The 12,992-nt window shown below is 70.1% G+C and carries 13 protein-coding genes; 6 read left to right on the forward strand and 7 right to left on the reverse strand.

Annotation, left to right across the window (positions count from 1 at the left end):
* The first annotated feature begins 88 nt into the window (after window positions 1-88).
* Window positions 89-535 (forward strand): DUF2550 domain-containing protein, encoded by a 447-nt coding sequence (locus IE325_RS11445; RefSeq protein WP_190069676.1) that lies wholly within the window; start codon window positions 89-91, stop codon window positions 533-535.
* A gap of 8 nt (window positions 536-543) precedes the next feature.
* On the opposite strand, the gene IE325_RS11450 is transcribed toward IE325_RS11445, so the two are convergent.
* The 3 genes from IE325_RS11450 to IE325_RS11460 form a co-directional block, all read right to left on the reverse strand.
* Complete coding sequence (locus IE325_RS11450; protein ID WP_190069677.1) at window positions 544-2,370, reverse strand: glycoside hydrolase family 18 chitinase; 1,827 nt, start codon at window positions 2,368-2,370, stop codon at window positions 544-546.
* 135 nt (window positions 2,371-2,505) lie between these two features.
* Entirely contained in the window at window positions 2,506-3,147 is a 642-nt protein-coding gene (locus IE325_RS11455) for a response regulator (protein ID WP_190069678.1), read from the reverse strand.
* On the reverse strand, window positions 3,144-4,322 hold the full coding sequence (locus tag IE325_RS11460; RefSeq protein WP_190069679.1) for a sensor histidine kinase: 1,179 nt from the start codon (window positions 4,320-4,322) through the stop codon (window positions 3,144-3,146). Before IE325_RS11460 ends, IE325_RS11455 begins: the two co-directional genes overlap by 4 nt.
* A gap of 153 nt (window positions 4,323-4,475) precedes the next feature.
* Between IE325_RS11460 and IE325_RS11465 the strand changes: the two genes are divergently transcribed.
* Window positions 4,476-5,060 carry a hypothetical protein gene (locus IE325_RS11465; protein ID WP_190069680.1) on the forward strand — a complete coding sequence of 195 codons (585 nt, stop codon included), beginning with the start codon at window positions 4,476-4,478 and terminating at the stop codon, window positions 5,058-5,060.
* 4 nt (window positions 5,061-5,064) lie between these two features.
* On the opposite strand, the gene IE325_RS11470 is transcribed toward IE325_RS11465, so the two are convergent.
* Genes IE325_RS11470 through IE325_RS11480 form a run of 3 tightly spaced genes read right to left on the reverse strand, consistent with a single transcriptional unit; the run spans window position 5,065 to window position 7,193 of the window.
* Window positions 5,065-5,637: a cob(I)yrinic acid a,c-diamide adenosyltransferase gene (locus IE325_RS11470; RefSeq protein WP_190069681.1), complete on the reverse strand. Its 573-nt coding sequence runs from the start codon at window positions 5,635-5,637 to the stop codon at window positions 5,065-5,067.
* Window positions 5,638-5,650: 13 nt separating this feature from the next.
* Window positions 5,651-6,400 carry an ABC transporter permease gene (locus tag IE325_RS11475; protein WP_190069682.1) on the reverse strand — a complete coding sequence of 250 codons (750 nt, stop codon included), beginning with the start codon at window positions 6,398-6,400 and terminating at the stop codon, window positions 5,651-5,653.
* 10 nt (window positions 6,401-6,410) lie between these two features.
* Window positions 6,411-7,193 carry an ABC transporter ATP-binding protein gene (locus IE325_RS11480; protein ID WP_190069683.1) on the reverse strand — a complete coding sequence of 261 codons (783 nt, stop codon included), beginning with the start codon at window positions 7,191-7,193 and terminating at the stop codon, window positions 6,411-6,413.
* 79 nt (window positions 7,194-7,272) lie between these two features.
* Between IE325_RS11480 and IE325_RS11485 the strand changes: the two genes are divergently transcribed.
* From IE325_RS11485 to IE325_RS11500, 4 genes are all read left to right on the forward strand, one after another.
* Window positions 7,273-7,914: a TetR/AcrR family transcriptional regulator gene (locus tag IE325_RS11485; protein WP_190069684.1), complete on the forward strand. Its 642-nt coding sequence runs from the start codon at window positions 7,273-7,275 to the stop codon at window positions 7,912-7,914.
* A gap of 136 nt (window positions 7,915-8,050) precedes the next feature.
* On the forward strand, window positions 8,051-8,899 hold the full coding sequence (locus IE325_RS11490; protein WP_190069685.1) for a 3-hydroxyacyl-CoA dehydrogenase family protein: 849 nt from the start codon (window positions 8,051-8,053) through the stop codon (window positions 8,897-8,899).
* 229 nt (window positions 8,900-9,128) lie between these two features.
* Entirely contained in the window at window positions 9,129-9,452 is a 324-nt protein-coding gene (locus tag IE325_RS11495; protein WP_019760944.1) for an STAS domain-containing protein, read from the forward strand.
* A gap of 262 nt (window positions 9,453-9,714) precedes the next feature.
* On the forward strand, window positions 9,715-12,225 hold the full coding sequence (locus IE325_RS11500; protein WP_190069686.1) for an ATP-binding protein: 2,511 nt from the start codon (window positions 9,715-9,717) through the stop codon (window positions 12,223-12,225).
* Between the two features lie 84 nt (window positions 12,226-12,309).
* On the opposite strand, the gene nucS is transcribed toward IE325_RS11500, so the two are convergent.
* Window positions 12,310-12,981, reverse strand: a complete 672-nt coding sequence (gene nucS / locus IE325_RS11505; RefSeq protein ID WP_190069687.1) for an endonuclease NucS — start codon at window positions 12,979-12,981, stop codon at window positions 12,310-12,312.
* Between the last annotated feature and the right edge of the window lie 11 nt (window positions 12,982-12,992).

Raw genomic sequence — 12,992 nt, forward strand, 5'->3', positions numbered from 1 at the left:
ACCGGAGCAATCCGGTGCCGGTCGCGGCTGAGGCAGATATGGAAGTTTTTTCCGTTCCGTTACCTAGGAGACGAGGAGGTCGGTGTCGATGGTCCTCGCTCTGACTGTGTGCGGAATCGTTGTCGCCCTGGTGGTGCTGGGACTGTTCGTCTTCGGCCTGCGCCGCAGACTCATCCAGCGCTCCGGTGGCACTTTCGACTGTTCCCTGCGCTGGGACGTGCCGGAGAAATCCGATACCAGCGGCAAAGGCTGGTCGTACGGGGTCGCCCGCTACAACGGCGACCGCATCGAGTGGTACCGCGTCTTCTCCTACGCCTATCGCCCGCGCCGCATCCTGGAGCGCTCCGCCATCGAGGTGGCCGGCCGCCGGGTACCCGACGGCGAGGAGGAGCTGGCGCTGCTCTCCGACGCGGTGATCCTCACCTGTCTGCACCGGGGCACGCGCCTCGAACTCGCCATGAGCGAGGACGCGCTGACCGGATTCCTCGCGTGGCTCGAAGCGGCCCCGCCCGGTCAGCGCGTCAATGTCGCCTAGTAACTCGTTTACGACAGCCCGTTGTTGATGGCGGTCACCAGCTCACCGTTGCCGGTGTCGCCGCTGAACTCCCAGAAGAACGCGCCGCCCAGGCCCTGGTTCTTGGCCCAGGTCATCTTCCCGGCGATCGTCGACGGGGTGTCGTACGACCACCAGTTGTTGCCGCAGTAGGCGTATGCCGTGCCGGCGATGGTGCCGTTCGCGGGGCAGGAGTTCTTGAGGACCTTGTAGTCCTCGATGCCGGCCTCGTAGGTGCCGGGGGCCGCGCCGGTCGCCGTGCCGCCGGGGGCGGCCTGGGTGACGCCGGTCCAGCCGCGGCCGTAGAAGCCGATGCCGAGGAGCAGCTTCTTGGACGCCACGCCCTTGGACTTGAGCTTGGCGATCGCGTCGGCGGAGTTGAAGCCCGCCTGCGGGATGCCGGGGTACGACGTGAGCGGTGAGTGCGGCGCGGTCGGGCCCTGGGCGTTGAAGGCGCCGAAGTAGTCGTACGTCATCACGTTGTACCAGTCGAGGTACTGCGAGGCGCCGCCGTAGTCGGCCGCGTCGATCTTGCCGCCGGAGGAGCCGTCGGCGGTGATGGCCGCGGTGACCAGGTAGTTGGAGCCGAACTCGGTGCGGAGGGCGGACATGAGGTTCTTGAAGGCCGCGGGCCCGCTGGTGTCGCAGGTCAGGCCGCAGGCGTTCGGGTACTCCCAGTCGATGTCGATGCCGTCGAAGACATCGGCCCAGCGCGGGTCCTCGACCACGGCCTTGCAGGACTTGGCGAACGCGGCCGCGTTGGCGGCGGCCTGGCCGAAGCCGCCGGAGTAGGTCCAGCCGCCGAAGGAGTACAGCACCTTGATGTGCGGGTACTTGGCCTTCAGCTGGCGCAGCTGGTTGAAGTTGCCGCGCAGCGGCTGGTCCCAGGTGTCGGCGGTGCCGCTGACGGACTGGTCGGCGGTGTAGGCCTTGTCGTAGGCGGCGTAGGTGTCGTCGACGGTGCACTGACCGTTCTTGACGTTGCCGAACGCGTAGTTGATGTGCGTGATCTTCGAGGCGGAGCCCGAGGTCACCAGGTTCTTTACGTGGTAGTTGCGGCCGTAGACGCCCCACTCGGTGAAGTAGCCGAGCTTGACCTTGTCGCCGGTGGGCGGCGGGTCGGTGGTGCCGCCGGTGGTGCGCACCGCGCGGGCGCCGCTGACCGGGCCGGTCTGGTCGGCGGTGTCGCGGGCCTGGACGGTGTAGGAGTAGTCGGTGCCGGCGGTCAGGCCGGTGTCGCTGTACGACGTCGTCGTCACGGTGGCGACCTTGGCGCCGTCGCGCAGGACGTCGTAGTTCTTGATGCCCTTGTCGTCGGTTGCGGCGGACCAGCTGAGCTTCACCGAGGTGTTGGTGATGTCGGAGGCGGTGGGGGCGCCGGGAGCGCTGGGCGCGCTGTCGCCGGGCTCGGTGGTGCCGCCGTCACAACTGCCGCTGTTCAGCTTGCAGTTGGCGGGGGAGCCGGAGCCGGAGCCGTTGAAGCCGAAGGAGACGGAGGCGCCGGGGGCGAGGGTGCCGTTCCAGGACTTGTTCTTGGCGGTCCAGTGGGTGCCGGAGGAGGTGACGTCGGCGTCCCAGGCGGAGGTGACGGAGGTGCCGGAGGGGAAGTCCCACTCGACGGTCCAGGAGCTGAGGGAGGTGGTGCCGGTGTTCTTCACCGTCCACTTGCCCTCGAAGCCGGAGCCCCAGTCCTGGGTCTTGGCGTAGGTGGCGGTGGCGGAAGTCGCGGCTTCGGCCGGGCTCGCGAGGCCGACCAGACCGGCCAGCGGGAGCAGCAGGGTCGCGAACCCCGCCATGGCTCTGTGTCTGAAGCGCATGCTGCGCCTCCTTGTCGGGGAGTTGAGGGGCATGACTGAGCCTCACGCCCATTCATGGTGCGGTGAGAATAGAAAGGTCTGGACCACAGGTCAATAGGTCTGGACCAGTTGTCCGTCGGTCCCGACCGCGGCCGACTAGATCCCCAACTCCTGCGCCAGTACGGCCGCTTGGACCCGGCTGCGCAGTTCCAGCTTGCCCAGCAATCGGCTGACATGTGTCTTCACGGTCGCCTCGGCCATGTCGAGCCGGGTCGCGATATCGGCGTTGGACAGGCCCTCGCCCAGGCAGGACAGCACCTCGCGTTCCCGGCGGGTGAGGCAGTCCAGGACGGACGGGTCGGCCTTCGGCTCCCGTACCGGCTTCGCGGCGAACTCGGCGATCAGGCGCCGGGTGACGGCCGGGGCGATCAGGCCCTCGCCGCGCGCCACGGTACGGACCGCCTCCAGCAGGTCGCGGGCGTCGGTGTTCTTCAGCAGAAAGCCGGAGGCGCCCGCCCGCAGCGCCCCGAAGACAAACTCATCGAGATCGAAGGTGGTCAGCACGAGCACATCCGCGAGCCGCTCCTCGACGACCTTGCGGGTGGCCGACATCCCGTCCAGACGCGGCATCTGAATGTCCATCAGCACCAGGTCGGGCCTGAGCTCCCGGGCCAGCTCCACCGCCTGCTCACCGTCCGCCGCCTCGCCGACCACCTCGATGTCGGGCGCGCTGCGCAGGATGAGGACCAGCCCGGCGCGTACGGCGGACTGGTCCTCGGCGACGAGCACACGGATCATGCGAGGTCTCCTTCGGTCAGCGGCAGCGCGGCGCGTACGACCCAGATCTTGCCGTCCGCCGACTGCTCGGGTCCGGCCTCGAAGGTGCCGCCCAGCAGGGCGACCCGCTCCTGCATCCCGACGAGCCCGGCGCCGGAACCGGGTGCGCGCGGCCCGTCGTGGTCGCCGAACGGGCTGGTCACGGAGACGGTGAGGGAGCCGTCCCGCTGGGCGAGGGCCACCGTGACCCGGCCGGGGGAGGCGTGCTTGAGGGCGTTGGTCAGGGATTCCTGGACGATGCGGTAGGCGGCGAGCTCGACGGGGGCCGGGACGGTGCCGGGGTCCGAGTCGAGGTGGACGTCGAGGCCGTTGGTGCGGGCGCCGGCCGCTAGGGCGCCGAGCCCGTCCAGGGTGGGCGCGGCCACCGGCTCGGTGTCGCCGCCGGCGTCCCGCAGGATGCCGATCAGCCGGCGCATCTCGGCGAGTCCCTCGACGCTGTTCTCGCGGATGACCGACAGGGCCTCCTGCGAGGTCTTGGCATCGCCGATGGAGAGCGCGGCCGTGGAGTGGATGGCGATCGCGGAGAGATGGTTGGCGACCATGTCGTGCAACTCGCGGGCCATACGTGCGCGTTCGGCGACGACCGCCTGGGAGCGGTCGATCTCGGCCAGCAGCGCGGTCTGCTCGGCGCGCAGCCGTGCCGCCTCGGCGGCGTCACGGTGATTGCGCACGATCCAGCCCGTCGCGGCCGGTCCGTACGCCACGATGCCGACCACCACACCGATCAGCAGCGCCTCCGGAATGCGCCAGATCGCGAACGGCACCAGGGTCGCGGCCACCGTGAGCAGGCCGGTGATCCACTGGATACGGCGGGCCGAGGCGAGCGGGCCGTACAGCACGGCGGCGTACATGATGTCGGTGAACATCAGGATCGACGCCAGGCTGCCCTGGGTCATGACGTCCGCGCTGATCGCGACCGTGCCGGTCAGCAGCGCCGTGCGCGGGGCGGCCCGGCGCAGCAGCTCGCAGCCGGCCAGCACGGTGAGCGGCACCAGGATCGGCCAGGGGCCGTCGAAGAGGGTGATCGGGTCCTTGGCGGGACGGGTGGCCAGGCCAATGCCCACCAGCAGCAGGCCGCCGAGCAGTCCGCCGACGGCGATGTACACGTCGAAGCGGTGCGGGCGGGGGAGGACCATGACTCCATCCAACACGGTGTGCCCGGGTCGGCGCGTGATTCCGGGGGACGGTCCCGCACTGCATCTTTCGATGTACCGCGAGTTCGTCACCGCCGACGACGAATACGGCCGGTCCCGACGGGAGCCTGGAAAGGTGACCGAAGGGAGCAAGTTGTGATCGTCGCCCTCATCATCGCCTGCGAGGTCGGCTTCTGGGTGCTGCTGGCGCTGGGCCTCTCCGTGCGCTACCTGCTGAAGTGGCGCCGCACGAGCGTGGTGCTGCTGCTGTGCGAGCCGGTGCTGGAGCTGGTCCTGTTCGTCGCCACGGCGATCGATCTGAAGAACGGCGCGGAGCCGGGCTGGGAGCATGGCCTGGCCGCGATCTACATCGGCTACACCGTGGCGTACGGCCACTACACGATCCGCTGGCTGGACGGCCACGCCGCGCACCGCCTGGCCGGCGCACCCCGCCCGCCCAAGCCCCCGCAGTACGGCATGGCACGGGCCCGGCACGAGGGTGGGCTGTGGCTGCGGACGCTGCTTGGGGCGGCGGTGGCTCTGGCTCTGTTGCAGGGGGCGATCTGGTATGTCGGGGACGGGGATACGTCGTCTCTGCGGTCGTTCCAGTGGGTGGCGCTGCGAGCTGCGGGGATTCATGGGTTGGTGGCGCTGGCCTACCTGATCTGGCCGAAGCAGCCGAAGGGTGGGCCCGAGCCCGCCGACCGGTTCGACACGTCGAAGGAGCGAGCCGGTCGATGAGCGCCTAGCGCTCCCCGCCCGGCACCCACAGCACGTCCCCGACCTCCTTGTTCGCCGTCCTCGCCAGGATGAACAGGAGGTCGGACAGGCGGTTCAGGTAGGTCGCCGTCAGGGGGTTCATCGTCTCGCCGTGCGCCTCCAGGGCCGACCATGTCGAGCGCTCCGCCCGGCGGACGACCGTGCAGGCCTGGTGGAGGAGGGCCGCGCCCGGGGTGCCGCCGGGGAGGATGAAGGAGCGGAGCTTTTCCAGCTGCTCGTTGAAGTGGTCGCAGTCCGCCTCCAGCTTGTCGATGTAGAACTGCTCCACCCGCAGGGGCGGGAACTCCGGGTTCTCCACCACCGGCGTCGACAGGTCCGCACCCACGTCGAACAGGTCGTTCTGCACCCGGGTGAGGACCTTGACGACCTCCTCGGCCAGGCCGCCCAGCGCGATCGCCGTGCCGATCACCGCGTTCGCCTCATTGGCGTCGGCGTACGCCGAGATCCGCAGGTCGGTCTTGGCGACCCGGCTCATGTCGCCGAGGGCGGTGGTGCCCTGGTCGCCGGTCCTGGTGTAGATGCGTGTCAGATTGACCATGAGGTCAGCCTAGTTAGGCCCCGGCCGTTCGGAACACGCGTGTGCCGACCGTCACGGCCAGTGCCGCGAAGGCGATGGCGACGAGGGTGCCGTACAGCATGTGTGCCGTGGTGTAGGAGCCGATGTACGCGTCCCGTATCGCGTCCACCAGATAGCGGAACGGGGTGAAGTGGGAGAGGACGTCCAGCCAGGTCGGTCCCAGTGTCATCGGCAGCATCAGGCCGCTCAGCAGCATCATCGGCATCGTCGTGGCGTTGATCGCCGGGCCGAACTCCTGCGGGGTGCGGACCTTCATCGCGAGCGCGTACGACAGTGAGGCCAGTGACACCGTCAGCAGTGCGACGAAGGCGAAGCCGATCAGGACGCCGGGGAGCGGAGCCCTCAGGCCCATCGCCAGTGCCGCCAGGACCAGGAGCACCGCCTGGAAGACGAACAGTGTCGCGTCCCGCAGGACGCGGCCGAGGAGCAGGGCGAGGCGGCTGACCGGGGTCACCCGCATCCGCTCCACCACCCCCTGGCTGTTCTCGATGATGATCGTGAAGCCCGCGAACGACGCCCCGAACAGGCCGAGTTGGAGCAGGAGGCCGGGGACCAGTACCTGCCATGAGCTGCCCTGCCCGCCCAGCGGCAGATTCGTCAGCAGCGGGCCGAAGAACAGCAGATACAGCAGCGGCATCAGCACGCCGAAGAGCAGGGCGAAGCGGGAGCGGAGGGTCTGGCGGGCGTAGCGGCCGTAGATGAGGGCCGTGTCCTGGAGCAGCATCTGGGGATTCCTATACGGCTACGGGGGCGGCGTCGGCCGGGACGGGACCGCGGCCGGTGATGGCGAGGAAGGTGTCCTGGAGCGAGGCGTCGATCGAGCCGCCGTGCGCCAGTTTCAGCGCGGTCGGTGTGCCCTCCGCGACGACCACGCCCTGGTCGACTATCACCAGGCGGTCGGAGAGGGCGTCGGCCTCGTCCAGGTAGTGCGTGGTGAGGAACACCGTCGTGCCGTGCTCGTCGCGCAGGCGTCGGATCAGAGCCCACAGGTCGGCCCTGCTGGCGGGGTCGAGTCCGGTCGTCGGCTCGTCCAGGAACAGCACCTTCGGGCGGTGGGTGAGCGCCATCGCGATGTCGAGGCGGCGCCGCTGGCCGCCGGAGAGCGCGCCCGCCTTGCGGTCGAGGAGGTCGGTCAGGCCCAGGTCGCGGGCCAACTCCTCGGCGCGCTCGGCGGCCTGCGCCTTCGTCAGGCGGTACAGGCGGCCCTGGGTGATCAGCTCCTCCCGCACGGTGATCTGCGGGTCGACGCCGCCCGACTGCGCCACGTATCCACACGCCCGGCGCACCCCCGCGGGGTCGGTCGCGAGATCGCAGCCGGCGACGGTGGCCGCGCCGCCGGTGGGTGCCAGCAGGGTCGTCAGCATCCGCAGGGTCGTCGTCTTGCCTGCTCCGTTCGGGCCCAGGAAGCCGAGGATCTCGCCTTCCCGGACGGTCAGGTCGATGACGCGCACGGCCTCCACCGGGCCGCGCTTGGTCTGGAAGGTACGGGCCAGTCCGGCCGTACTGATGATGGGCATGACCCCAGAAAAACAGAGTCCCTTAAATTTTGCAATCACCCCAAAGTTTGAATGAGCCCATGGAAGCTAGGATGGGGTCATGGCGGAAGGGCTCAGGGAGCGCAAGAAGCGCGAGACGCGGCAGCGGATCTCGGACATCGCCACCGGGCTGTTCCTGGAGCACGGCTTCGTGACCGTGACCATCGCCGAGGTGGCCGAGGCCGCCGACGTCTCCGTGAACACCGTCTACAACTACTTCCCGGCGAAGGAGGACCTCTTCTTCGACCGCTCCGCCGGCGTCGTCGACCAGCTCTCCCGCTGGGTGCGCGCGCGGGAGGAGGGGGAGTCTGCCGCCCGCGCCGTGCTGCGCGAGCTGCGCGCCGAGGTCGAGGCCGTCTCGCCCAGGGTCGGCCTCATGGCGGGCTACGACCGGTTCATGCGCGTCATCCATGAGGCGCCGCCGCTGCGCTCCCGGCTGTGGAGCATGCAGCAGGAGATCCACGACCATCTGGAGTCGACCCTGCGGGACGAAGTCGGCGCGGACGACTCCGACCCGCTGCCGGGGCTGATCGCCGGTCAGGTCGCCTGGATCCATCAGACCGTGTTCGTCCATATCGGGCGGGAGATGGTCGCCGGGCGAAATCCGGGCAAAGTGTCACGCGAGGTGCTCGTGCTTCTCGACGACATCGAGGAGCTGTTGAGCGAGAAGGTGCTCAACTACGCCGTCCGAGGCGCTTCGTGACCCGTGCCGGTGTGATGTCCGTCAGTTGAGACGTGACTCGCGTTACTAACCGGTCACACAGTGCCCCACGACCGCTAAGGTCCGCCGAAGAGCAACGTAAACAGGGTGTAAGGCGTTTCAAAGGGGAGTCGCAACAGTGGCACGGAAGCTTGCCGTCATCGGCGCCGGCTTGATGGGTTCCGGGATCGCCCAGGTCTCCGCTCAGGCGGGCTGGGACGTCGTCCTGCGGGACGTCACCGACGAGGCACTGAAGCGTGGCACCGACGGCATCAAGGCGTCGTACGACAAGTTCGTCAGCAAGGGCAGGCTGGAGGCGCACGACGCCGACGCCGCCCTCGCCCGTATCACCGCGACCACCGACCTGGACGCCGTCGCCGAAGCGGACGTCGTGGTCGAGGCCGTCTTCGAGAAGCTCGAGGTCAAGCACGAGATCTTCCGCGCGCTCGACAAGATCGTGCGCGACGACACCGTGCTCGCCTCCAACACCTCCGCCATCCCGATCACCAAGATCGCGGCGGCCACCGAGCGCCCCGAGCGGGTCGTCGGTGTGCACTTCTTCTCGCCGGTGCCGATGATGCAGCTCGTCGAGCTGGTCCGCGGCTACAAGACGAGCGACGAAACGCTCGCCACCGCGCGAGAGTTCGCCGAGTCCGTCGGCAAGACCTGCATCGTCGTGAACCGGGACGTCGCAGGATTCGTCACCACCCGGCTGATCTCGGCCCTCGTGGTCGAGGCCACCAAGCTCTACGAGTCGGGCGTCGCCACCGCCGAGGACATCGACCTCGCCTGCAAGCTGGGCTTCGGTCACGCCATGGGCCCGCTGGCCACGGCCGACCTCACCGGTGTCGACATCCTGCTGCACGCCGCCAGCAACATCTACACCGAGTCCCAGGACGAGAAGTTCGCCCCGCCGGAGCTGATGCGCCGGATGGTGGACGCGGGTGACATCGGCCGCAAGAGCGGGCAAGGCTTTTACAGCTACTGAGGTTTCGTAGACCACCGCACAGCCCCTCGGCGCGTCACGCGATGGGGTGAATTCGGTATCGGTTCGCTTACAGACGGCAACCTCTGGCCGCTCAACGCAGTCAGAGGTTGCATCAGCGGCCACTGCGAAGTCTCAGAACAAGCACAGGCACAGCGAGCACAGCAAGCACAGAGACCCGAAGACACAGACAACACACCGCGGAGCACGAACGCACGCTTGGGGAGCGCATATGCACATCAGGGGCGACCACGCCGAGCTGGTCGTCGGGGGCCGCCTCGACGTCCGCAGCGCGGCGGACGCCCGTACGGTCCTGCACTCGGCCGTCGACGACGGAGTCGGCGATCTGGTGCTCGACCTGTCCGAGCTGGAGTTCTGGGACGCCACCGGACTCGGGGTGATCATGGGAGCTCATCGGCGGGCCGGCCGCTGCGGCCGGCGCCTGGTGCTGCGTGGCGTGCCGCCGCAGATGCAGCGCCTGCTGGTGGCCACCCGGCTGCACCGGATCCTGGCGATCGAGGGCGGCATCGGGGTGGAGTCACTGCCCCGGGTGTGACGCCCGGCACGGGTGGGGCGGGACAGTAGGGCGTTCCGGCTGCGAACCGCATGTCACGCACAATCCTCACGAGACTGTGATGTCTCGGGCGGCGCGGTACCCCGACCTGTCGTAGATACTGTGCAAAGGTTTAGGGTTCGGCTGCCCGCCGCCTAGACACAACCCCTTCGAGCGGGCCCGGACCAGAAGCGACAGCGCGGTGTGCAACAGGCCGGGAGGGGCTTGGCTTACGCACACGACGCTTTTGGGGGGCTTGAAACCTATGGACCCGAACACCCGGGGACCCGAGGAGTACGGCCATGACGCCGACGGGCAGTCGTCGCGCCAGCGCCCTCCCAGGGATCCTCTGACAACCGACTTCGGACAGCACACGCCCGCGCTCGCCCGTACGGCGCAAGTGGTCTCGGGCGACTTCCTGCTCACCGTCAACCCCGTCGACGGCAGCGAGATCGAGGTCTGCCCGCCCGCCGAGCGGCCCGCACGGCCCGTCAAGCTGGCCCCGGCCGAACGCGCCGAGGCCGACCGTGCCGCCAAGCCGCCCGTCCCGCCCGGCCCGACCCGTCCCGCACAGCCGCTCCTGGCCCGCCAGGACGAGCGCGAGCAGCTGGTACGGATGCTCGCCCGCGGCCGCTCCGTACGCCTGGTCGGCCCCCGGGGCGCCGGCCGCACCAGCCTCCTCGACCTCGTCGCCGAGGACTGCGCGGACCTCGCCCCCGACGGCGTCGTCCGCCTCAACGGCTTCCACCGCACCCCGGCGGACCTGCTGTACGACCTCCTGTACGCCGTGCACAGCGCGCCCCTGTACCGCCCGGATCAGGACGAACTGCTCTCCTGTGTGCGTGACATCGGCGCGGTCGTCGTCCTGGACGACATCGAGTTCGGCGGCGCCGCGCTCGACGAACTGCTCGACGCGACCCCCGAGTGCGCCTTCGTGCTCGGCGCCACGCCCGAGGTGCCCGCGCCGTCCGCCGAATCCGGCATCGAGGAGGTCACCCTCGAAGGGTTCGACCGCGCCGCGAGCATGGAGCTCCTGGAGCACGGGGTCGGCCGTGTCCTCACCGAGGACGAGCTGAACTGGGCGGGCGACCTGTGGTTCGAGTCGGAGGGCCTGCCGCTGCGGTTCGTCCAGGCCGGCGCGCTGCTGCGGCAGCGGGACCTGCTGCGGGCCGGCGCGGAGGCCGTCGACGAGCACGGCGTCTTCGAGGACGCCCCGCCCGTCGACGCCCCGACCGGCGCCGAGGACGTACCGCTGCCCTCGCTCGGCGAGGCCGCCGGACCGGCGCCGCTGCTCGCCTCGCGGCTCAGCGCGTCGGCGCGCACCACCCTGAGGTTCGCCGTCGCGCTCGGCGGCGAGGTGCCGCATCAGGCCCATCTGCCCGCACTGGTCGGTGACACCCACGCGGACGCCGCGCTGGGCGAGCTGGCCGACTGCGGACTGGTCTCCCCGGTCGGCTCCCGCTACCGGCTCGCCGCCGGCGTGCAGGCCCAGCTGGAGGCCGCCGGATACGCCGACGACGCCCGGGACGACGCCCTCACCGCCGCCCGGCACTACGCCTGGTGGGCCGGGCACCCCTCGGTCACCCCGGAGCGCGTCTGCGCCGAGGCCGACGCCGTGCTCGCCGCGCTGGGCGTGCTGGTGCCCGCCACGACGCCGCCGGCCGAGGGCGAGGAGAGCCCGACCGTGCAGCTGGCCCGCACCGCGGCGCCCGCGTTCGCGGCGGGGCTGCACTGGAGCGCCTGGGAGCGGGCGCTGCGGGCCGGCGCCGAGGCCGCTCGCCTCGCCGGTGATGTCTTCGAACAGGCCTATTTCCACCACGAGTTGGGCATCCTCGCGCTGTGCGGCGGCCAGCTGGACCGGGCCCGCGCCGAGTTGGAGACCTCCACCGGCCTGCGCGGCGCCCTCGCCGACAAGCGCGGCACCGTCGCGGGCCGGCGCGCGCTCGCCCTGGTCTCGGACCGCTCCGGCACTGCCCCTGGGGTCGCCGCCTTCTCCGCCACCGCGGGGGAGGAGGTGCCGGACGCGCGGTACGAGGAGTCGCAGTCGCCGCCGGGCGGTGTGCCGGCCGCGTTCCCGCCGGGCGGGGACACCACGACGCTGGTCACCCATCAGGCGTCGGCGCCCTCCGGAACCTCCCACAAGGGCCGCGGCGGCGTCCGGAACTTCGCGCGGCGCAACCTCGTCGCGGCCGGCGCGGGCGCGCTGCTCGTGGCCGTGCTCGGCACCGTCGTGACGCTCGGCGCCACCTCCGACAACGACCCCAACGCCCCGTCGAACCAGGTCGACGTCCCGTCCGCCAGCCAGGGCCCCGGCGACGACAGCCTGGGCGCGGACAAGGTGGAGGGCGACGACGAGCAGACCCCCGGCGACACCGGCAAGGCGACGAGCCGGCCGACGGACACGGGCACCGAGGACCCGACCACCACGGACGACCCGACGGACCCGTCGGACGAGCCGAGCGGCACGCAGAGTTCGGGCGGCGGCCCGACGAAGCCGACGGACGACCCGACGAAGCCGACGAGCAACCCCACGAAGCCGACGGACGACCCCACGAAGCCGACGGACGACCCGACAGATCCCACGGACGATCCGACGGGCCCGACTGACGATCCGACGGGACCGACGGACGACCCCACCGATGATCCGACGGACGGACCGACGCCGCCGTCCACGTCGACCTCGGCCAGCGGCCCGGCCTCCTCCAGCCCGGCGGAGACCACCAGCTCGGCCAGCGCCCCCACGGCCACCGAAACAGAAGCAAACCCGGTGATCTGACGCAACGATCAGGACGAGATCGATCACGACAAGAGGGCCGGGCCCGTCAAACGGACCCGGCCTTCACCGTCGTAGAAACCGCCCTCAGAACAACCGCAGCTTGTCGTCCTCGATCCCCCGCAGGGCGTCGTAATCCAGCACCTGGCAGCCGATTCCCCGGTCCGTCGCGAGGACCCGGGCCTGGGGCTTGATCTCCTGGGCGGCGAAGATGCCGCGGACCGGGGCGAGATGGGGATCGCGGTTCAGCAGGTCGAGGTAGCGGGTCAGCTGCTCCACGCCGTCGATCTCGCCGCGCCGCTTGATCTCGACCGCGACCGTCGCGCCGTCCGCGTCCCGGCACAGGATGTCGACCGGGCCGATGGCCGTCGGGTACTCGCGGCGGATGAGGGTGTAGCCCTCGCCGAGCGTCTCGATGCGGTCCGCGAGGAGTTCCTGGAGGTGCGCTTCCACGCCGTCCTTGATCAGGCCGGGGTCCACACCCAGTTCGTGCGAGGAATCATGGAGGATCTCCTCCATCGTGATGATCAGCTTCTCGCCCGCTTTGTTGATGACCGTCCAGACGTCCTGCTGCTCGCCGTCCCCCTCCTTCAGAGTGCAGGGCGGCGACATCCAGTTCAGGGGTTTGTAGGCCCGGTCGTCCGCGTGGATCGAGACGCTGCCGTCCGCCTTGACCAGGATCAGACGGGGCGCCGAGGGCAGGTGGGCGGTGAGCCGGCCCGCGTAGTCGACGGAGCATCGGGCAATGACGAGACGCATGGTCGGCAACG

The organism is Streptomyces lanatus (genome assembly GCF_014655715.1).
GTDB lineage: Bacteria > Actinomycetota > Actinomycetes > Streptomycetales > Streptomycetaceae > Streptomyces > Streptomyces lanatus.